At 40.0% G+C, this 22,040-nt stretch carries 19 protein-coding genes and 1 pseudogene; 9 read left to right on the plus strand and 11 right to left on the minus strand.

The genetic code is table 11. From position 1 onward, the window contains the following. Positions 1 to 213: 213 nt before the first annotated feature. From panP to L4D78_RS11560, 6 genes are all read right to left on the minus strand, one after another. Positions 214 to 1,887: a pyridoxal-dependent aspartate 1-decarboxylase PanP gene (gene panP / locus L4D78_RS11535; protein ID WP_428467061.1), complete on the minus strand. Its 1,674-nt coding sequence runs from the start codon at positions 1,885 to 1,887 to the stop codon at positions 214 to 216. Between the two features lie 188 nt (positions 1,888 to 2,075). Then, positions 2,076 to 3,071, minus strand: coding sequence for a DUF2860 domain-containing protein (locus L4D78_RS11540; RefSeq protein ID WP_428467062.1), 996 nt, complete (start codon positions 3,069 to 3,071; stop codon positions 2,076 to 2,078). 165 nt (positions 3,072 to 3,236) lie between these two features. After that, on the minus strand, positions 3,237 to 3,749 hold the full coding sequence (locus L4D78_RS11545; RefSeq protein ID WP_428467063.1) for a hypothetical protein: 513 nt from the start codon (positions 3,747 to 3,749) through the stop codon (positions 3,237 to 3,239). 214 nt (positions 3,750 to 3,963) lie between these two features. Beyond that, positions 3,964 to 4,065 (minus strand): MetS family NSS transporter small subunit, encoded by a 102-nt coding sequence (locus tag L4D78_RS11550; protein ID WP_428459317.1) that lies wholly within the window; start codon positions 4,063 to 4,065, stop codon positions 3,964 to 3,966. Position 4,066: 1 nt separating this feature from the next. Next, a complete protein-coding gene (locus tag L4D78_RS11555; RefSeq protein ID WP_428467064.1) occupies positions 4,067 to 5,548 on the minus strand; it encodes a sodium-dependent transporter in 1,482 nt (493 codons plus the stop codon). A gap of 405 nt (positions 5,549 to 5,953) precedes the next feature. Next, complete coding sequence (locus tag L4D78_RS11560) at positions 5,954 to 6,547, minus strand: hypothetical protein (RefSeq protein ID WP_428467065.1); 594 nt, start codon at positions 6,545 to 6,547, stop codon at positions 5,954 to 5,956. A 231-nt stretch (positions 6,548 to 6,778) separates the two neighbouring features. Between L4D78_RS11560 and L4D78_RS28340 the strand changes: the two genes are divergently transcribed. Together L4D78_RS28340 and L4D78_RS11565 are read left to right on the plus strand one after the other, a co-directional pair. Continuing rightward, a complete protein-coding gene (locus tag L4D78_RS28340; protein WP_489686021.1) occupies positions 6,779 to 6,868 on the plus strand; it encodes a hypothetical protein in 90 nt (29 codons plus the stop codon). A 102-nt stretch (positions 6,869 to 6,970) separates the two neighbouring features. Further along, the gene (locus L4D78_RS11565) at positions 6,971 to 8,176 is read left to right on the plus strand and encodes a patatin-like phospholipase family protein (RefSeq protein ID WP_428467066.1); all 1,206 of its coding nucleotides are present in this window, start codon (positions 6,971 to 6,973) and stop codon (positions 8,174 to 8,176) included. Between the two features lie 65 nt (positions 8,177 to 8,241). Here the strand turns inward: L4D78_RS11565 and L4D78_RS11570 are convergent, their stop codons facing one another. Together L4D78_RS11570 and L4D78_RS11575 are read right to left on the minus strand one after the other, a co-directional pair. Beyond that, on the minus strand, positions 8,242 to 9,147 hold the full coding sequence (locus L4D78_RS11570; RefSeq protein ID WP_428467067.1) for a manganese-dependent inorganic pyrophosphatase: 906 nt from the start codon (positions 9,145 to 9,147) through the stop codon (positions 8,242 to 8,244). Positions 9,148 to 9,315: 168 nt separating this feature from the next. Beyond that, on the minus strand, positions 9,316 to 10,902 hold the full coding sequence (locus L4D78_RS11575; RefSeq protein WP_428467068.1) for an EAL domain-containing protein: 1,587 nt from the start codon (positions 10,900 to 10,902) through the stop codon (positions 9,316 to 9,318). A 176-nt stretch (positions 10,903 to 11,078) separates the two neighbouring features. Between L4D78_RS11575 and L4D78_RS11580 the strand changes: the two genes are divergently transcribed. From L4D78_RS11580 to L4D78_RS11600, 5 genes are all read left to right on the plus strand, one after another. After that, entirely contained in the window at positions 11,079 to 11,423 is a 345-nt protein-coding gene (locus tag L4D78_RS11580; RefSeq protein ID WP_428467069.1) for a hypothetical protein, read from the plus strand. Between the two features lie 299 nt (positions 11,424 to 11,722). Further along, positions 11,723 to 12,322, plus strand: a complete 600-nt coding sequence (locus L4D78_RS11585; RefSeq protein WP_428459310.1) for a GTP cyclohydrolase II — start codon at positions 11,723 to 11,725, stop codon at positions 12,320 to 12,322. An 887-nt stretch (positions 12,323 to 13,209) separates the two neighbouring features. Beyond that, positions 13,210 to 14,367 carry a hypothetical protein gene (locus L4D78_RS11590; protein WP_428467070.1) on the plus strand — a complete coding sequence of 386 codons (1,158 nt, stop codon included), beginning with the start codon at positions 13,210 to 13,212 and terminating at the stop codon, positions 14,365 to 14,367. A gap of 177 nt (positions 14,368 to 14,544) precedes the next feature. Beyond that, a complete protein-coding gene (locus L4D78_RS11595) occupies positions 14,545 to 14,727 on the plus strand; it encodes a Tn3 family transposase (RefSeq protein ID WP_428467071.1) in 183 nt (60 codons plus the stop codon). 329 nt (positions 14,728 to 15,056) lie between these two features. Further along, a complete protein-coding gene (locus tag L4D78_RS11600; RefSeq protein WP_428467072.1) occupies positions 15,057 to 16,346 on the plus strand; it encodes an RHS repeat-associated core domain-containing protein in 1,290 nt (429 codons plus the stop codon). A 98-nt stretch (positions 16,347 to 16,444) separates the two neighbouring features. Here the strand turns inward: L4D78_RS11600 and L4D78_RS11605 are convergent. The 3 genes and pseudogenes from L4D78_RS11605 to L4D78_RS11615 all read right to left on the minus strand — a co-directional run. Continuing rightward, positions 16,445 to 16,546: pseudogene (locus tag L4D78_RS11605) on the minus strand (IS6 family transposase); the annotation flags it as partial. A gap of 182 nt (positions 16,547 to 16,728) precedes the next feature. Next, positions 16,729 to 18,453, minus strand: coding sequence for a PKD domain-containing protein (locus L4D78_RS11610; protein ID WP_428467073.1), 1,725 nt, complete (start codon positions 18,451 to 18,453; stop codon positions 16,729 to 16,731). A gap of 330 nt (positions 18,454 to 18,783) precedes the next feature. Next, the gene (locus L4D78_RS11615; RefSeq protein ID WP_428467149.1) at positions 18,784 to 19,107 is read right to left on the minus strand and encodes a nuclear transport factor 2 family protein; all 324 of its coding nucleotides are present in this window, start codon (positions 19,105 to 19,107) and stop codon (positions 18,784 to 18,786) included. A gap of 134 nt (positions 19,108 to 19,241) precedes the next feature. On the opposite strand from L4D78_RS11615, the gene L4D78_RS11620 reads away from it, so the two are divergent. Then, on the plus strand, positions 19,242 to 20,153 hold the full coding sequence (locus L4D78_RS11620; RefSeq protein WP_428467074.1) for a LysR family transcriptional regulator: 912 nt from the start codon (positions 19,242 to 19,244) through the stop codon (positions 20,151 to 20,153). Positions 20,154 to 20,523: 370 nt separating this feature from the next. Then, complete coding sequence (emrD, locus tag L4D78_RS11625; protein ID WP_428467075.1) at positions 20,524 to 21,735, plus strand: multidrug efflux MFS transporter EmrD; 1,212 nt, start codon at positions 20,524 to 20,526, stop codon at positions 21,733 to 21,735. The last annotated feature ends 305 nt before the right edge of the window (positions 21,736 to 22,040 follow it).

Raw genomic sequence — 22,040 nt, forward strand, 5'->3', positions numbered from 1 at the left:
CGAAGCAAATGCTAGTAGCTTATTTATTCCCCAGCTGTCTGGGGGATAAATGAGCAAATGTGTTCGGGTCTTGGTAATGAATGTCTACAAACGGTATTAAATGACGACTTATGTCGGTTGGTATCAGTAAAGAAATAGATGGTTTTCTGCTGTCTTGATATAGAAAAACCTGACACAAGGTCAGGTTTTTTGTTTGAAGTTAACAGGGGGAACTTAGGAAGCGTCGGAACCTTTCGAGTGGTTTTCGTTTAATATCTTCTCGGTCAACGCTTGAATTTGTGGATAGCTAATAATACTTTGCTTCGCAATCGCTTGTTGTTCGTCTAAGACATCCTGCAGGATGTTTTCAGTTGTTAGCGGATTAGCGAGTACCACACGTAATACGGTTGTTATCTTCCTATCCCATTTTTCAGGTGTTAAACGCGTACGAGAAACAAATGATTTACCTGATTCGCGTTGGCGTTTTTGAATGAATTTAGTGAGATCATTTAGCGCATCAAGTAGTGTATCTTTGTCTTCGTCAGACGCAATCACTAACGCTCGCTGCGTTCGTTCCGGAACAAAGCGATAGGTAAGTAAACACAGCTCAGGCTCCGAGATTAGCTCAAAATTAGGGTTGTCAGTCACGAGTTTGGCAAAATATTTTGCTTTATCAATACTGTTATTGATGAGCATTTCGTAGCCTGGTCGGCTGATAATATTGAGGCTGGCATACAGTAGCATTGCCATTCCACTGCGTGAGCCCTCTAGCGTGTGGCTACCTAGATCTTTAGACCCTTTTCGCAGAATATACTCGGCATGGTGTTCAATCGCGGTCATGAGCGCAGGATTTTTAAAGATAACCATACCAGCCCCCATTGGCACGTATAGTTGCTTGTGTGCATCAATGGTGACAGAGTCTGCTCGCTCAATTCCCTTCAGCATTGGGCGATAAGTGTTCGACATTAACGTTGCACCACCCCAAGCGGCATCAACATGGAAATGACAATCATGCTGTTCGGCAATATCGGCAAGCTCATCGAGTGGGTCAATATTACCTGTCTCTGTTGTGCCCGCGACCCCGATAATTGCAAATGGCTTAATATTTTTCGCTTTTAGCTCAGCCATTTTCGCTTTTAGCTCAGGAATACTAATACGGTTATTATTATCCGCTTTCACAGGGATAACACATTCCCGACCAATACCCAGTATATCCGCCGCTTTTTTCAATGAGTAGTGACCACGTTCAGACACTAAAATAGCTAGGTCTTCATAGCCATAATGTTTCATGGCACGGAACAAACCTTCTTGTGCGACGCCTTTAAAATGACCATCAGGCTTTAATGCGTTGTTACGGGCAACCCAAAGCGCAGTGATATTCGCAATCGTCCCCCCAGAGCAAAATGCACCAAGAGAATGGTTGGCGCTATGCATCCACTCCTGATAGAAGCTCTCATCTTCTTGGTAGATCAAGTTATGCAGCATCCCTAACACTTGCCGTTCAAGTGGCGTAAATGCTTTGGATGTTTCGATCTTAACTAAGTTTTGGTTTAACCCGATCATGATCTTAGATAACGGCATCAAGAAGTAGGGGAGAGCCGATGTCATATGACCGATGAAAGAGGGCGCAGAGGTATGAACCGACTGAGCAACCAGCTTATCAAGTAAGAAGTGTGTATGATCAGAAACAAAGCTAGGGCTTTCAGGCAAGGCAGCTGATGAAAAGTCCTTTTCTATTTCTGCTAATGGTTTCTCTCGGGCTGCAATGTGTGTTTGTAAAAACGCATTGAGGTTTTCCGAGATATCCTTTTCAATTCGACCAAGGGTTGAATCGGGTGCTTCCGGCACCGTAAAAATGCGATGCAACGACTCTTCGGTCGCATCGGCTTTTCTGTAATCCACTGCCATATATAGCTATTACTTATACTTTGATTCGGCAAACTGATGTTAATTTAATGCAATTTAACGCCTGTGTCTCGAAAAAAATAACGATTTGATAGCTTCTGCTAATGACCTTATTGTTGATAATGACAAAAAATGGGGTAAGCACTAAATGGCTTAGCCCATTAATCTGAAGCACATCAATACCTTTGTGATCAGAACTTATAGTTGATGCCAAGGCTAATTAGTAACGAGTCTTCATCATAGAAGTTAATGTTTGATTGGTTTTGGTTGTAGCCTATGAGCGATACAACTCCCCAATTCTCCCAGTCAAACGGTTCTTTGTATTCATAAGCAAGGAAAGCACCCCATTTATCGTCTTTTTGCTTAGTATCAAAAACTGGGTTTGATTCATCATAGCTTGTGTTGTTGTAGCTTAATGTCAAAGCTAGGCTTGAACTGCGCATTGCTTGAATGATACCAACCTCTGCCCCGAAACTATTGCTTGCCATTGCCGCACCATCGGCGTCGAGGCGGGTATAGTTAATCGCACTTCGTAGAATTTGGAATCGGCTAATAGGGTGAAAATAGCCTAGTTCTGCATAATAGATATTGCCTTCACGATTGAGCTTCGCTTGTTCCTCTGGTGTATAGTTTGTGATGCCGCTCTGTTCATCATCTATGGCTTGCTGGCCACCAGAGAGCTCTAGCGAGAAATTAGACCCTAAAATTTTGTCATACTGAAAGCGGACCCCTTGAATTGTGCTCTCGGTCTCTTCACGTTGAATGTCGGTAATAAAAGGGTCTTTCCATGTGTCTGTTTTTAGCACCCCTGGCACATAGCTTAGGGTGATCATTCCTTTTCCTTCAATACGCTGGCGGTAACCCAGTTCAACATGAAATCGGCCTAATGCGAGATCTGAACGGCTGGTACCAAAATAGATTTGCTTATCGAGGCTGTCCATTGTGTAGCTAATCGTACCGAGTGGCGAGAAAAAAGCGCTGCCTTGCGAGGGCGCGTCAGAATCAAGGCTAGAGGTAGTATGGTTATCGGTATTGAATTGTGACGTACTGTCGGTGTAACCGGCAAGGAAAGAAATATCAGCACCAAACCCAGAAGTCCATGGGCGAGGGCCATTGGCGTGTGCCTCTAGTGAAAGAAGAGCCAAAGAAAATATGCCGATGGTGACGGCATGACGCTGCGGGATCATCCTGCGCTCCTTGCTTTAATTTTAAAAAACATTTTTATGAGAGTGCCCAAATAAGCAACGGTAACGAGTATAAATAACCCGTTGTTATAAAAAGAGGTCTATTTTGAGTGATCTCATTCCTTGAGACCACCCATAGTGGGAATATTTTACTTATATTTTATAGTACTAGTTACATTCAATGCTTGAAATTACCGCGATTTTTTCGTTATAGGCGTTTAACGGCTTTTCAATAGTCCCCGGATGAGTCAACAGCTCTGCAAATGCACTGCGCAATTCATAATTTTTTTGGTGAGGTTTACTTTGACGATCATCAAAAGATAGCTTCGCAATTCTACCCAACTCATTGTCTTGTTCAGATAACGTTTTAACGTCTTTTTGGCTAAGGTTTAGCCACGACTCTATTGGCTGAGAAAGCGCGAGTTTGTCCTTATCATTTTCTAAGTACCAATCAACTGCCTCACGGTTGAGTTCAAAGTGATGCTTACGTCCAGCTAGAAACCAGTCACCGACTTCCTTAAGGTTTTCATCTTTTTCGACTGTTAGTTCCACAAGGCTTTGATACCAAGAGAGTGATGCATCAATATATTGATGATATTTATCGCTTTCACAGCTTGTTGAAGATGCAAATACTGTTGTTGGCAGCATGACAGTCGTAAGTAAAATAGCAGCTAACTTCATTGCCTTTCCTTGATTGAGTCTAAATTGAGGTTACGTTACCGCACTTGTTTACTTGATTGTAACGCTCCACTTGAATGAAGGAAAAGCCTTATTTACCAGAATAATACATTCTTAACATTATTTATTCTGGTGATTCAGTGAGTGAAGAGCAGATCATAAAAAAGAGGCTCAAATGAGCCTCTTCATGGTTATGTTGCTATTTACTTGGTGAGTGCTATTTTTTCTGCTTCTTCATTGCGACTGAAATACAATACGCCGCGCCACCCCAAGTGATGCCGAGTCCGAACAGCATCATGATAATTGCACCTGTTGTCATATTATGCCTCCTGCTCTTTCTGTGGCTTCGATGAAATATTGATAATAACGGCAACAATAAACATTGCAGCAACGAGTCCCCAACCTAGCATGAGTAGATCAGACGTTGCGTAACCGCCGTAGCCTTCGTTAAAGGTATTAACAAGGTTTGTGCCTAGAATAATCGCAAGCATTGCTGGGCTTAGGAAGCGGATACAAATTTCAAACCACTTACCAATGCTAAACTCTGAAATGCTATTTACATAACTACGGATATCCGAAACTTTAAGCAGCCATGCAATGATAACCAGCTCAATTAAGCAACTTGCAAGTAACGCGACGTTATTAATGAAGTAGTCGACCAGATCAAGTAGCAATAAGCCGCCATTGGTTGCAAAAGCCATTGAAACGATAAAACCGGTACCACAGACCCAACAAGCAGCCACTTTACGTGTTAAATTCAGCTTATCAATAATGGCTGATGTTACCGCCTCAATGATGGAAATGTGCGAGCTTAAGCCAGCCACAACCAATGCAAAGAAGAACAGTGGACCAAGAATATACGGTGCAGGCAATAAGTTAATAGCTGCAGGAATCGTAACAAACGCAAGGCCAACACCTGCGGAAACAACTTCTGTGATAGGTTTGGCTTGCTCTTGTGCCATATAACCAAGTACACCAAAGATAAGTACACCAGCAGTAATAGAGAAACCACAGTTAATCAATACTGTCATGAAGGCGTTATTATTAATATCTGATTTATCCGGCAGGTAGCTAGAGTAAGCAATCATAATGGCAAAACCGACACTCAAGGTGAAGAATATTTGACCGTATGCTGCTGACCATACTTTCGCATCCAAGATTTTACTGAAGTCAGGCTGGAACAAATAGTTCAGACCATCAAGCGCACCGGGTAAGAACACAACACGGCTAATTAGACCAATAACCATGATAAACAGTAAAGGCATCATGATTTTACTTGCGCGTTCAATGCCACCTTTAACACCAGTGAAAATTGCAGCAAAGGTAATTGCCCATGCAATTGCCATCGGAATAGCAATATGGCTCTGCAGGCTTCCTAATTGGCTAGGGGTGTTATCACCTAACTTTAGGTATTCACCAAAGAAGAAACCATTCGTATCTGATCCCCAGCTTTGCGTGAATGAATAGCTAAGGTATGAAATAGCCCAACCAATAATTGCAACGTAATAAACAGCGATGATTGCTGCGATAAATACTTGGAACCAGCCTAACCATTCAAACTTAAAGCCTAGTTTCGAGAAAGCACGGGGTGCAGCCCCGCGTAGTTTATGGCCAAGGCTGAACTCCATAATCATGAATGGAATACCAGCGGTGAGCATGGCAAAAAGGTAAGGAATAAAAAATGCGCCACCACCGTTTTCATAAGCCATATAAGGGAAACGCCAAATATTCCCTAGTCCAATCGCTGAGCCTACTGCGGCAAGGATAAACCCGGCACGAGAGCCCCATTGTTCGCGTTTCATATACATCTCCTTATGTACTGCATATCTCTATGAAACCAAGATTTAGAAGGTAAAAATTCTAAGTATTAACAATAACAAGCGCGGAAATTGAAAGGTAAGACCACGCTAATGCGTTGAGATTAACCAGACAGGAGATGTAAAGCAATAGAGTGTGGGGTTGTTAACGTCTATGTTGGTTAGTGTTACTTGTTGGTTTTCTTTTTATGTGCGGTATAAGTGAAGTGTTTATTTGCTTTGGCTGGTTTAAATGACCAACGCCTTGGGATTAGTATGGTTTGAAATATTATTTTACACATATAAGAAAAATGACTGTAAAACCAGTAATTAATAGTTAAATCATATGGAGCAGGGTGTGAAGGATGGAAATTGACCACCTTGGTGGTCATAGGTTGTGAGGCGGCTTCACTAAAACGAGTAACTGACACCAAGGTTGGTATGAAATTGTGACATCCATTTAGAATCGATTCTTACATTGCAGCTTTCATCGCCTGTTGGCAAATTACAAATGGTTGTTGTATCACTGTCGATCAAGCTAAATAGCCAACGCGTTTCAAAGACAAGGTTTAGGTTCGTGGCGATTTTATATTCGACACCACCATGTAGCCCGCCTGAAAAAAGCATATCACTGTCAGTCCAATCAGCATCAATAATAGTGGTACCTAGACTGGCGCCGATGAACGTATCGGTGTGTTCAAAAGTATCAAAACGTAATGCACTTTGAAAATGTACATATGATAGCGAGCCATTGTCATTAAAATTGGCAACATCGGTAGGTTGGTGGCTGAGATATAACCCAACCCGTCCGTCATATAAATCAGTTTCGAGACCGAGTGCATAATGAATGTCATTATCAATATCAATTTTGATGTTGTTTTCATCGCTAAAGCTATTAGAAAAGCTGTAACCTAGATAAGGTGTTACATAGATTGTACTGTTGGCAAAAGCCGGATTTACAGCTATTACCCCTAAAGTGAACATCATTAATCTCATTTTTATCATTATCCATACCCGCTAGCATGTCGACAGAATGAATACCCGAGCTAATTTTAGACTGAATCTTACTCTCAGGGCGCTGGGTATGAGGCGTTTTATATTAAAAGTAGGTCTTAATACTTAATTGTAGTGTGACAGCATTCTGATATTCATGCTTTTTCAATGGCTAGAACCTTGAACTCCCCCTAAAATAAGGTTAATACTTTGTTAATGTTTAGTTCGGTTTAGAGGCATAATATGGAAAAAGATTTGAAACACGCCATTGCATTAGCTGCAGTTACAATGTCTGTGATTATCACCTTTGGTCTAATCGCTATCGCAACATAACTTGCTAATAATTATTGATAATCTTAACAGTGTTCCAATTTCATAAAGCAAGATAGGGTATACTGTCGACATAGTGTTCTCGAAGTATTGGTGAGAATGTGTATGACGAATCATTTACCATTTAGCTTGAAAGATTTCAATTTACCTTTGGTTAACAATTTTTCTCGGCAATTGTTACAGGTGAAAAGGAAAAAAATTGCGCTTGTTGTTCAGGGTGGTGGACAGCGTGGGATATTTACAGCTGGTGTTTTTGATGCGTTCTTAGATGCTGGGTTTGATCCTTTTGAGCTTTATATCGGTACCTCAGCAGGCGCACTTAATTTATCATCATTTATTAGCCGACAATCTGGCTTTAGTTATAATTTCATCGTTGATTTCACAACTGACAATGAGTTCTTCAACCTTTATAAATATTTAAGCCAACAAAAACCCATGAATTTGGATTGGGCATTACAAGCCGTTACACCTGGCGGTTCAATGCCGTTGGATGTCGCAAAGGCGCAAGAAGTACTCGCTAAGCGTACAGCCTTGGCATGCGCCACTCGAAAAGATAATCTCCAAGATTTGTATTTACCACTCTACGGCCACAATTGGTGTGAAGTATTAAAAGCATCCTGTGCCATTCCCGTTATTTATAACCAGCCCGTTAATATTGATGATCTTGAGTGGGTTGATGGAGGCGTGAGTGCCGCAGTGCCTGTAAAAGAAGCATGGCAACGTGGTGCAGATTTGGTTGTAGTGGTAAGAACAGAGCCGCTTTCATATAAACAAGGCGATAGCCGTACTACAAATGATTGGCGTGGCAGAATAGAGTCCGCTTTACCAGAGTATATTGACCGACTTAATAGGAATTCGTCATTTGGCCGAGTGAAGACGCTCCATAGTGAGTTTTCAACGAAATTTGATCTATGGAAAGATACGTTACGGGAGAAAGGAGTGACTTTCCCAGAGCGAAATACTGATGAGGTGACAGCATCAAAAGAAAGAAGCTGGAGCCTACTTTCTCAAGAAAATATTGAGCGGTTACTCGCTATGACGGGGAAAGGTAAAAGTAACGAAATACTAGAAATGCTCAATCGGTACTATACAACGTATAACGACGCTCATGAGTTTATGCTGTCTCCCCCTGATGGTTTGAAAGTTATTCAGATTACGCCTGAAAAAAATCTACGCAGTCGAGCGCTCTTAAGCGATAAAGATGATCTTGAAGTTGATTACAAAGAAGGAAAAATAGTTGGACGTGAATTTGTTAATCATTTTGCGGATATTCTAAATGAAACGTCTTCTGTAAGTGCTTCAGTGAAATAAAGACATTGGAATTATTTGAAATAAAAAAGGAACGCGAAAGCGTTCCTTTTTTTTGACCCAAACGATTAAGCTAGAACCGTTTGTAGCCAAGGCCAGCCTTGTTTCTTGCGGCTTAGTGTGTTTTCCATCATTAGCATGCCGTCTTTAGCGTGAGTATCTAAAGTCGCGTTCCACTCACCTTTGTAAAGTAGGCGAGTCGTGCTTGTTGTGATGTCTGTTAGCATTAGAGCAGCCATTGCAAGACCTTCTGAATCACAGCGACGCTGTAGATCTGCATTTAGCTCGTCGATGATTGCATCAACTTGTTCAAGAGTTGCAAGCTCGATTTGACCAACAACAACGTTACGGTTGCTGAATGGGTAAGCTTTCAGGTCTTTTTCTACTAATTCAGCAGCAGAAAGACCTTCAATATCAGTTTTAGCGATAAGTAGCTCTTTGATGAAGAGGTCAAGATCTTCAACACCTGCAAGTGGTGCAAGCTCAGCTACTGCATCTTTGTCTTTTTGTGTGCATGTTGGTGAGGCAAAACCAACAGTATCACTTAGAATTGCAGACATCATCAGTGTTGCAAGTTCGCGAGTGATTTCCGTTTCTTCCATCTTGAATAGGTTAAACATGATGGTACAAGTACAACCAACAGGCCAGATCCAAGCTTCAAGCGGGTTGACTGTCATTACATCACCCAGACGGTGGTGGTCAACAATACCGACGATTTCAGCGTCTGCGATATCGTCTGGTGCTTGTGCTAGATCTGAGTAGTCTACTAGCCAAACTTTTTCACCAGCTACGCCAGTACACATTTCTGGTTGATCAACACCAGCGGTTTTTAGGATGTGCTGCGTTTCACGGTTTAGTTCACCTTGACGAACGGCTTTAGCTTCAAGGCCGCGAGCTTTAAGTAGCTCTGCGCCTACGAGTGCTGAACAGATGCTATCGCTATCAGGGTTTTTGTGACCAACTACTTGAATCATTTCGTTTCCTTTACTGTGTCAGTAACAGCGTTCAGCTGTAAGACAATTTAATCAATCCAGCCAGATGAAAGAGTAACTGGAATTCTAACCGAGCAATTCTAGAGTTTTTATAAAAAATAACAATTGAAGAGGCCTAAAAAAGGTGCAATTGTTTATTTCAACGGCTATTTAGCTCTGTTGTTGCTCGCTAATATGCTGGCTAGTCGAAGCCATTGGGCTCGCGTTATATTTTAAAATTTCGCTAAATGACAGTGGTTTACTGAAGAAGTAACCTTGCATAACCCAGACGCCTTTGCTTTGTAAATAGTCAACTTGGGCTTGGGTCTCAATGCCTTCAGCAATGAGTTTGAGCCCTGCATGTTTACCAAATAGTATGATTGAATCGAGAATGGTCGATTTCATGTCATTGGTACCAATTGTATCAATGAACATTTTATCTATTTTTAACGTGTCGATTGGTAAAGCTTGCAGGTAACTAAACCCACCATAACCTGTACCGGCATCATCAAGCTTTATAGAAATGCCATGTTCATTTAGTCGAGTAATGACTTCATGCGCCAGTGGTAAATTGGAAAAGGGTGTTCTTTCTGTTACTTCAAATGCAATTGAAGATGGCGGTATTTGGCTTTCTTCCACCATCGCAAGTACATCGTCGGCGAAAGCATGGCTTTCAAGCAATGCTGGTGTGACATTTAAACTTAAAAAGCCGGTTAATTGATGAACAGATGTCTGACTGAATTTACTCGTGATATCCGCTAATAAATAGTATGTAAGCTCAGTGATTTGCCCACTGTACTCTGCAATGGGTATAAATTGTTCTGGTGAAATATGCTCACCATTCTTTTTGTGCCATCGCATTAACACTTCACAGCCTTCGAGCTGATTGGTTTGCGTGTTAACGATGGGTTGATAATGTGGAATAAACTCTTTTTCTTGTAACCCAAGCGTTATCAAGTCTTGCAGTGTACGCTCTGGTGTGCGTTTTAGCCCAATTAACAAACATATTGATAACAGTAATGATGAAAGTAAAAGTTGTACAGTGAGTAAATCTTTCTGAACAATGTATTTTATACCTTCAAGGGTCGCGGATATCGTAATAATATATTGAATACTGAAATACTTACTGGCTATGGGGAAGTACTGCTTATCAGCATGTTCAGGGTACAGAGGAATATAGTTACCTTGATATTCTAACGCCATGGCAACGCAACCTTCGCACATTTCACTATCTGTATAGATATTTTGGAAGGGTTCTGTAATGGTAATTAGCTGGCCTGTTGGCATGTTAAAGGTCACTTTAACGCGATGGTTAAAGTAGGGCTCGACGGAATAAACCCTGTTAATATTGCCACTTAAGAGCTTTGCTTCAGATTCATTAAATTCTTTTATTAAACTGACTTCTTCACCGTAGATAGAGCAGCGTGATTTTTTGGTATGAAGCTCAATAAGCTGAATAACAGCCGACTCTTCAATGGTTTCACGAAGTAAGGCTAAATCCGTTTCGTTACAAGTAAAACTTAGCTGATCAACTAATTGATCAAGTTCCTTGCCTAACTCAAGGTAGCGGCCTTGGTAAAATGAATGAAGGTTGTCTAATCGTTTATTTACATCAAACTTAAATAGCTGATTGCTGAGCATACTCGATGAAATGGCAATAATGGCGAGGCCAGAGATGAAAAGAAGGGAGGGTAAACGCCAACGTAACCAGAAAGAGTGAGTCATTAAGCCAAATATGCGTATGAATAAAAGAAGCATTTAATCATAGCTGTAGCGAATATAACAGATAAAAAACACGCAGTTTATTGCTTGTTTTTGTAGTTAAATGATTAGCACTTGTAAGTGGTTGTATTAGAACGGTGGTGAAGGGAGTAGCTATAAAATCATTAAAGGTATATAAATAATGCAAGTTCTTTAGGAAGGAAGAGATAGCAATGCTAGTGTTAAGATTATTGCCTGTAGTGATCAGTTTTTGGTTACTTGCTGCACATTATTTACGATTTTCTAATATAGGCATGTTGTTAATACTAGCATGCTTACCTTTACTGCTTTTTTACCGTTCTTCATATACGCCCAAGCTAGTAACGGTATTGTTGGTTATTGTTGCAGCCCAATGGTTGATGATCACTTATGAGATGGTGTCACTAAGGCTGATGATGGGGAATGATTGGATTCGGTTATTGTGTATTATGGGGGGGGTAGTGTGCTTTACGTTGATGTCGGCATGTTGCTTTCAAGCGGAAAAAGTCAGTCATTTTTACAAGAAGCTAACTCTCTAGATAGGGTTGATAACCCCCTTTGTGATATGTTATAACATAACAATTCGTTGGCGTTTTACCTAATATTTACTTTTAATGTATTAACAGAGTGTCACGAAGCTGTTTTAGTGTAATAATTTTAGATATCATCTTAGAAAAAGTGCAATGCTTGATAAGTGCTAAGTGCTTCAATGCATGTCATATTAAGTGTTGATTAAAGAATATTGGCCAGATAGTAAGTGTCCTTTGATATTGATTTATCGAATTAGTGAATAATCAAAGCAGGCGCTCGCTTGGCAACAGAAGTACTTAGGAACAACATGGTAAATGTAAGGGCGAGAGTGCCTTTTAAAGTTGGCTTAAAAAGCAATATTTCAGCAGACCTTCTATCGTTCAATAACTTAGAGTCAGGTAAAGAGCACGTTGCTTTAGTTTTTCAAACGGCAGACCAATGTGATGAGCCACCTTTGGTTCGAATGCATTCTGAATGTCTGACGGGAGATGTCTTCCACTCATCACGGTGTGACTGTGGTGAACAACTAGACGAAACCATTGAGAAAATGGGGTTAGAAGGTGGGGTGTTGTTATACCTTCGTCAAGAAGGTCGCGGCATTGGCCTATACAATAAGATTGATGCTTATGAGCTGCAAAGTCAGGGCATGAATACTTATGAAGCGAATAATCACCTTGGTTTTGGTGATGATTTGCGCGATTTCACCGAAGCCGCGTATATGCTTAAGGCGCTCGGTATCAATGAGATTCGCTTAATTACGAATAACCCTAAGAAAATTCGTGAACTTGAAGCACTTGGTATTACTATCTCAGAAGTTGTAGGGACAAAAGCGCATGTCAAAGATGGCAATGAAAGCTACCTAAAAACCAAGGCTAGTCACGGTAAACACCGATTCCATTTTGATTAATTTTAATCTTAATGTTTAACAGCCCTGATTAGTCAGGGCTGTTTTGTTTCTAGTCTCAGCCAACAAACACTTCCAGTGCAGAGCTAAATCTAACGCTCACCTTGCACTTCAAAGTCATCATACTCAAGTTGTGCTGTCCCATCTTCTTGTAGTGCCCAATGTGGTTTTATCGCAAATAGAGTTTTTAGCTAAAATCCAAATTTAAAAACAATTGAATACAGATGGTTAAAAAATGAAAAAACGTCCAAATTTGCTATTTGCGACAGAACCCAAGTGGGTGAGATCATGGCGGGAGTGTGTGCGTTGAACAAAATGAGTAGACTAGGTATGCCTGCTCGTCAGCTAGCTGAGTAAAACGGAAGACGCCTTGGGATTACTGCGCTCGTAGTACTGAATTGACCAACAAGGCCCCCCTTTAATTAATGTTTGCGACAGAACCAGAAATATTTACTGTTTAGGGAGCGAAATATTGATAAACATCTCTATAGTCAACTTTGCAACAGACCTTATAGCCGAATGTGCGCAAACTTTGCGGCAGAAATTAATCATTTTGATGCATATTTAAATTTTGAGTCCYAGTCCTAAAAATAAAATTTAGTACAAATCTATACTGGAACTATGTTGTAATTTTAAGATTTAAAAATTGTTGATTATTTTTTTACTTAAGATCAAATTACTTTAGAAGGTTAGCGATGAAGAGTGGCTATAGTCGAATATTTGTGGTCAAAAGTGTTTAGAGTTTTATTCACTTTACGGTGTTTTTATTAAGCTCTTGAGTTAAACATAGAGAATAAAGTGTTCGTTTCATATGGTGGAGTATCAAGATAACATTAAAATTTAGTTTATATATTTACATTAATTAAATATTATCAAATTTGGGGCTATTTATGAAAATAAAGTATTTAAAACTGACCTTGTATATGCTTTTTTTATTTCCTTTTTATGTGTTAGCCGCACCTCCTGGTTCAGCAGTCAGGTCTCTTGAGATACTTCAAGATGGAGGAGCCGTGTTCTACGCTAATAATGTTATGAAAAACAGAGTAATTGTAACTTATGAGTTAGATCCTAATGAAGCTGGAGGGGTAAATCATAAGTCTTTGACACTAAGGAAAAGACACACAAAAGAACCTATTGAAGAATTGGGTTGGAGTATGTCATATGACGATAATGAGTACTTAAATGATATTGGTAGTACTAAGGTGAAAAAAGGGGTTTATTCATCTGAAGGAGCTCAAGTTGTTCAACTTTATGTAAGTGCACAAAACCCTAATATTTATGATATTTGTGTGGAGATTGAAACGTTTAGCGGTGTTAAAAAAGACACATGCACACCAAATGGAACAATAAATGAGTATGTGACTTTAGAAGCAGTCCCCGCTACACATTATAAATTACATGATTTTGATATCGTTGTTGAGTCTGTTTATGACGTTGATCATTTGAAGATGATTTTCTCATCGATGGTTCCCAGAGCAAATGTAAATGTAGACCAGATACATGAAATAAAACATTTAAGGGAGTCAAATCATATGGACGATAGTGTATTTACTTTAAATACCGGATACCAAAATGCTAATGAAGGGCCAATGATACAACGCTACATAAAAGGAAGTACTGTTGATTATTCGTCGGTTTTTTTACTCAAACCAAGCATGGAATATCTTGAGTATATCGATGGAAATGGTTGGATTTTAAGAAAAAAGCACATGGATCTCGATGAGGATTATTCTATTGCAACAATTGCAGAGTATCAAGTTAAGAACGATAAAATGCTAGTCGATAAAGACTTATGTAAAAGTGAACCTGTCACTACAACCCCTCCTTTTTATCATTATGTTTGCCATGGCTATTGGGATGTAAATGGACAGACTAGAAATTTTGATGGGCCATCTTTGGAGCGAACGATGATAGAAAATTATAATGAGACCATTGAAATCATAGATATCTATGGAACTACCTCTAAAATTAAAGTTGAATATATTTATGATGATAGCCACACTCCCGTGCGGCATGATCGATGGCATTTCGTGGATGTAGATGAGTAAGTTATAGCACGAAAAATTATTTTAGTTTTGATTGCGCTTCATGCTAATCAATACTTTGATTTTGTAAGCCTTGAAGGTAAGGAATCTCAATATTTCCTTACCTGAATAATAGCGACTTAGTTAATATCAAAATTGGGTCGCTCCTGACTTAAATTCGGTTCTCCAATCCAAATCTGAGTGCTAATTGAACATGTTCCAAGAAACCGCACTGAGGCTTATCATCAGCTCCAAAGCAATATCAGGAAAACCTATAGCGGTATTTTTCAGGGAAAGCGAGTCGTCGAAAATCGTGTAAGCGCTCACGCCGCCAGGTTAGTCGCCAACTGTATCATTGCTTATAACAGCATGATTCTTGATTAAGTGTATACAAAAATGAAGGCTAATAATGTTGACTAACAAGTCATTGATGAGTTTGCTAGGATTTCGCCGATAGCCTGGACACATATGTTGTTTACCGGTCGGTATAGCTTCAGGAAAAACAATGGAAAAATTGATGTGGAGGCCATGGCCCAGATACTGGAGGAACATGTAAAACAACATTTTTGGAGTGACCCTCCCCCTATTCCGTCAGAACTCAAGTCATAGATTGAACTCACGCTCGTCATTTTCGATGGGCCTTCCACTGGACCCCTATAAACGTACACTTTCGTTCCATTGTTATCACTGATTGTATTTAAAGGGTAAGTCACATGAAAAAAAAGAATGCATATGGCAATCAGGTTGCAGGCGCTTCTAGACGTCGTTTTATGAGACAATCTTCAATGGTTGCTGCAGGATCTGCCTTTGCTGGTATGGCTCCAACCATAGCAAGTTCACCACTATTACGTTCACCAACACCTTTAACTAATAGCCCCATTGCTTCAAATCCACTCGGTTTTAATGGTCAACGTAAAGACCCAGTTACAGGCGGGTACCATTTAGGTAATGGATACCGCATGTATAACCCTAGAATTATGCGTTTTAATGCCGCAGACAATATGAGCCCTTTTGGTAAAGGGGGCATCAACAGCTATGCCTACTGTCTAGGAGACCCTATTAATAAAAGCGACCCTAGTGGTCACTTTGCTATCATGAGCCTGATTATTGGCGCTATTGTCGGTGCTGTCGCTGGTGCCGCGGTGTCTGCAGCCGCTGAAGGCATTCGAGCGGCTGTGACAGGCACGAAGTTTGATGCAAAACAAATTGGTATTGGGGCTGCATTAGGTTTTCTTAGCGGTGGCTTTGGGGCAGCAGCGGTAGGGGCGAAAACAAGCGTCAAAGTTGGGTTAGCCGTGGCAGATGCAGTGGTCTCTGGAGTGGCTGATTTTGGGATTAATTATGGCATAAATAAAGGCAGTGGTAAGTCCAACAAGGAGGCAGCTAGAAGTGCGGGCATTACTGCTGGGATTGGTGCTGTGGTTGGGCTGGCAACATTTGGGGTGGGACAAGGTGTTGGGAAAGCAGGAAAGTTTTTATCAAACAATAATATTAAAAATATGATGCAGAGTGGCATGAGTGGGAGAGGAGCAGCAGAGGCTGGGAGGTGGATGGCAAATAATTCACTACTAATGTCTAATATTACAAATATGCCTCAGGAAACTCAATTGATGATTTTAGGTATGTTGGATGAAAGGTCGCTGAAGAATATGTTTAATACTAATACACACTTTGAAAGTTTAATACAAGGTAACAGATTACTAAATGCCAAATCGCAGCGTGGAATGTATTTAAGCGAGATGGATGAGGTTGAGAAACATTTAAGTAATTTTGGGAATAACCCAACCATGGGCAATAGGCTTATAGCGCAAAATTATTTAAATGTTGGAGTTGATATTGAGGCTCATTATTATAACACATATGCAATATCGAGTTTTCAGGCCTTCCCTCCAAATAGGGCTGATTCTAGTTCAATTTTTTATATTAGAAGCGCTCCCCCGATAGAAATTGGTTTTTCTTGGTATCAATACTATAAATATAATCCAGATAAAATTTTTTTATAGTGGGGTCTGTCTGTAGTGGGCTTTGTTGAGTAAATAGATGGAACTAAACCGAAAGCTTACGATCTGACCGGATACATTCATTCAAGTCTGTAGCCTCCTTCCGAAATCACTTTACAGAACCGTTTATAAGCAGGGTAATAGCGAACCACCTGAAGGATGATATCGGAAGGAAAGTGGCGGCCGGAAAAGTTGATTGTCATAATGTTTAAGTGGATGAATTCTGAAGAAAATCATAACGCAGTATTTCAGTTTGCGACACAACCACCTTAAACGCGTCAAGTTAATCTAACGGGAGAAACAGCCTGCGAACAATTTTATTTACTCACAGACTAATTATATCTGGTGACCTGCATTGATGCTCTTTAATTAATATTTGCGACAATCAGATTTGTTGTTTTTCCCAAGCATCTTGCCATGCCAGCCCATATCCTGGTTCATAATAAAGCGGTGAATTAATATTACACCAGTTCCCTTCTGGAAGTGGACGGCACTGATATGTATTGCCATCACGACTAAGCACTACTGTTTGACTTGGTATATACTTACCAATACCATCAGGGTAAGTATAATCACTATTATTTCCCTCGGTGCTCCCACCATTATCTATAGAACTCTCGTCATTAGGCTCTACTGAAACTGATACAGTGTCAGTTGACTCAGCCACGCCATCGCTCACAGTTAACTCAAATGTTAACACTTGATCCTTGTTAGTAAGCGAACGTGTATTAACAAGTATGTTAGCTTGGCCTGTATTAGAAAGTACAACACTCTCACCAGAGATTTGTGACCACTCATAATTTAAGCTGTCACCATCCGCATCGACCGATTTAGCGCCTTTCAACTCAAAGCTGTCACCATAAGTGACTTGGCTTAAAGATGATTTTGCTCTGGCTATTGGTGGAGTATTAACATTATCTTTTTTTAACGTGATTTTTACTACATCGCTATCTTTTTCACCATTAGCATTTTTAATCGTGAGTTTTACTTTAACTACAACATCATCGTTAACTTCATAGTTATTCTTAATCTTTAATTCTGGCGTAGCGGTTTTTGATTGTTTCAAATTTATAGCTTCTTCAGGTGCACCTTTAACAGATTTTATTTTCCATATATATGTCAAAGCATCTCCTTTAGACAAGGTACCATCTAAGTAATATGAAGATCCCTTTTCTAGGGGGTATATCATATCTGCACCTGCTGATGCCAATGAACTAATATCATTGTTATTTTCAACTTCACTCAATAACTTTACATCTTCATAAATATTTTTAATCCAATGGGAATATTTTGAAGTTCGAGCGCCTGTTGATTTAAGATCGTTGCCACCATTTGTAGTTGCAACGATAACTTTTAACTCTTTAACGACTTGCCACCATGCAGAACCGCTATCACCTGAAGAAACTCTTGCCCAATAATTGCTTTCTCCTTTAGGTTCATATTTGGCCACTATACCATGATTATTTTCTATAATGTTAGTAATAACACTTTCCCCGTAGAGCCTTCGATCACCTTCATATGGGTTATAATCGGATGAAGAATTTAGCCCTACTCCCCAAATCCCATACCCTACAAATTCCACTTTTTTATTTAATTCATTAAATTTATCATTAATAATAGGAGGAGAGACCAGTTGTCCATTTTTATCAGTTAATATATCATTTGTAGGTATTTTTACTATAGATATATCTGTAGATGCTCCACCAAAGCCGTCTGGTCGGTTTATTCGTTCACTTGGTACAAATATAACACCACTACCTTTGGCGATTTCCCTACCATCCCACGATATAAATTTTGCATTATTCACGGATGTGACTTCACTGTTATATTCTACGCAGTGAGCTGCTGTTAATATATACGTCCACCCTAAATCATCGCTACCCAACCATGTTGCACTACACCCTATAGGATATAATCTACCAACAGATAAATAATCTTCTTCATAACTTTTATCTCTTAACTTTTCATTATTAAATTTTATACTTTGTTTTATGTTATTTATATCCCCACCATTCTGTTCAAAAATATCTTCATTTATGACTACCGCATCTGACATAAGTGGGAATAAAAGCCCATATAAGTAAAAACTAAACCTCTTAGCCCTCTTCATATTAAATAATYTCTCCATTTTATAAAAAATACAACTTACTTACCAAAAGTCATAATAAAACATTATTAGATATCTATTTAAAAAAAACATAGGATATGGGATTAGTTCCCAAAATAAGTCGTGGTAAGCTTTCAGGGTCGTGTATCAAATACGTTGATTCATCCCTTTTCAGGAAAAGATACAATGGCCCTTTGTTGAAGTGAAGGTTCTGGCAGTAAACTTAATTCGTTAGAAAAAGGGGTTTTGTCGCAAATAGAGTTTTTAGCCAAAATCCAAATTTAAAATCAATTGAATACAGATGGTTAAAAAATGAAAAAACGTCCAAATTTGCTATTTGCGACAGAAACCCCAATGCTCTTCATGTACAACACCAAACGCTTTGTTCATTGTCCACTGTGAACGGAGTATGTAGCACTTATCATTTTTCTTTTCCCACGTTGTATTCTGGTACTGAACATTGTTGTAGCCTGAATCGATAATGTTTTGCCAGAATGCTTGAATTTCATTTCGTCCTGTAAATGTACCAAATGGACGGGCATGCATAATGGTATCGGCTTGATACTGCTCAGCGCATCCTTTTGCATCTTGTTGGTTAAATGCATTTTGCCAGCGAGTTATACCTGCCATAAACGCTTCAGGTACTTGCGTATTCATCGTGTTGTCCATGTTGTTATCCTTTTATTAAGTGTTGGCGAGTCGCATGAGTTTGTGTATAAGCATAAAAGATAAATTGGTAGAGAAATATGAAGTAATATGTAATTACTGTTTAGTTAAATCGAACAATCGAAATGAATTACTTACGTCATATGGCTGTATTTGCAAAAGTGGTAGAGAAAGGCTCGATAAGTGCTGCTGCAGATGCATTGAGTTTATCTAAATCGGTAGTTAGCCAGCACCTTAAAACACTCGAGAATGAGTTAGGCATTATTCTATTGGTGAGAACTACTCGGCGGCAAACCTTAACGCCAGCTGGGGTCGCGTTCTATGAGAAATGTCAGCAAATGAATCAGCTCGCGCAAGATGCATGGGAAGTCGCAAAAGAAAGCCAGTTAACACCGACGGGCACGGTAACGATTACAGCCCCTCACGCACTGATGAGTAGCATTGTGGCGCCTGCGATTGGGGAGTTGGTCTCTGTGTACCCAGCGATTATTCCACATTTAATTGCTGATGACGGTCGGTTAGATCTCATCGAACACAGTATCGATTTTGCAATCAGGGTGGGAGAGTCACCATCGAGCAGTTATAAGCAACGCAGGTTAGGCGAATTTCGCGATGTGTTATGCGCTTCGCATGATTACATGAGACGGAATAATACAGCACTTCATTATTCCAGCGCTATCGCTGAGGACTTACAGCAAGTAGACTACGTTGCGAATGTATGGCAGGGAAAGTACGTTGTTCACCAGCTTTTTCATTCATCCCACAAAGATGGCTTAACAGTAGTGCTGCATCCAACCCGGTTTGCAGATTCTTTACCGACAGCATTGGCATTAATAGAGTCAGGGGCAGGTATTGGAATTGTACCGGAGTTTCTCTTTGAGCCGCTGGCGCAGGAGGGGAAGCTTACTTCTGTTGTTGACGGGGCTTATTTAATGCCAACAAATGTCTACGCTATCCACGCCTTTCAATCATCGATGCCATTACTAGTGCGACTCTGCATAGATGCAATAGAGGCGAGACTTGCCGCTAAATCATAATAATGTTTTAGCCAGAATACCTGAGCCTTTAGTAATAACGTTCATGATAATGTAAGTGCTTTTTTAAGTGTGCATATTATTCAGCTCGTTACACGCTTTTGGCTATCCCTATATAGGATATACTCGCATTATATTTTCTAATGCAAATCATAATAAACTATCGTGCTTAATTACGCTTTAACTTCTTGCTCAAATGCCTATTCAGCTTTACTATCCCTCCACCCAAATAGTGCTTGTTACCATGTAAATCAATCAATGTGGGTTTATCTTTCAACAAAGCTAATATTATGGGTTTTTATCCTGTCTTTAGGTGGTGTTTTTAATAAATACCTCTTTTATCTTTATATTATTCTGTGATGAGGATTTCGCTGTGGAACAGCAATCGTCTTCTGCTAATTTAGCAAAGCTCTTATTTTTAATAATCATTCTGGCTGCTGTCGGTCAAATGACACAAACCATGTATGTGCCATCCATTCCGGCAATGTCGGAATACTTCTCGGTTAAGTCTGCATATTTGCAAGCCGTGATGGCTGTATATTTGATCCCTTACGGTCTTTCACAGTTCGTTTATGGCCCTTTGTCGGATCGTATTGGCCGACGCCCAGTTATCATCATTGGTATGGTGATCTTTCTTGTCGGTGCGTTAGGCGCATTACTTGCGCCAAGCTTTGAGTTATTTTTGCTAGCCAGCTTTGTTCAGGGCTTAGGTACCGGTTGTAGCGGGGCAATGTGCCGAACGGTTACCCGTGATTGCTATAACGGCAATGAATTACACCGAGCGAACAGCTTTGTAAGTATGGGGGTTATTTTCTCACCATTGCTTGCGCCAGTATTAGGCGGATACTTATCTGCTGAGTTTAATTGGCAAGCGAGTTATGTGTTCTTACTTGTTTTTGGTTCGATTGTTACTGTCGCCATGATGTTTATGTTTACTGAAACGTTACCTGTCGAAAAACGCCGTAATGAGCGAGTTTGGGTCAGCTACCGTTACGTAATCAGCAATCGTCGCTTTCAAGCGTATGTTTTATGTATGATGGCAACATTCTCTGGTATTGCAGTGTTTGAAGCTGCAGCTGGGGTGTTATTAGGCAGTGTGTTAAAACTGGATCCTAAAACGGTGAGTTGGTTGTTTGTATTACCGCTTCCGGGCTATTTAGCGGGTGCTTGGTTATCTGCGACCTTAGCTAAGCAAATGGGTAACTTCCGAGTCATGATCTTGGGTATGCTGGCGATTATTGTTGGTGCAGTATCAATCTTGATTCCAGGTATGGCTGGATTAGTGACAGTGAATTCACTGATTGGTGGTGCGTTCGTGTATTTTATTGGGGCGGGTATTTTGTTTCCAGCAGCAACGACTGCAGCGATTCAACCCTTTCCACAACATGCTGGAACAGCAGGCGCAGTGCTTGGCGGCTTACAGAATTTAGGTGCCGGTATAGCAACACTCGCGGCCTCCCTGATGCGTGCTGAAGACCAATATAGCCTTGGCGCAGTAATGACCGTGATGGCAATACTCGTTGTATTCAGCTTGTTTTTGGTTTATCGCAGCAATCAACAAGACGATGCGCCCGTACTGGTATAGATACTATTATTGAAGAAAAAGAAAAGGCGAAGTACGTATGTTTTTACTCGTAATCGAGAAACATACAGTACTTCGCCTTTTTTGTGTTTAGTCCACAGCGAATGTTTATAAAGCTAAAAATGCTGAGGTTAATATTCTGGTCTTGAATAATTACTTAGATATACATCGTTACAGTTTATAGTGCATAAAGTTGCACCTCTCATGTTTCAAATCATATTGGTTTATCTTTAATTATCATATGATTACTGAGCTACACCTCTGTACCCATAGAATAATTAGGATAATAATCAACCGATGTTAATACT

The sequence above is a fragment of the Photobacterium minamisatsumaniensis genome (assembly GCF_050336695.1).
GTDB classification, from domain to species: domain Bacteria; phylum Pseudomonadota; class Gammaproteobacteria; order Enterobacterales; family Vibrionaceae; genus Photobacterium; species Photobacterium minamisatsumaniensis.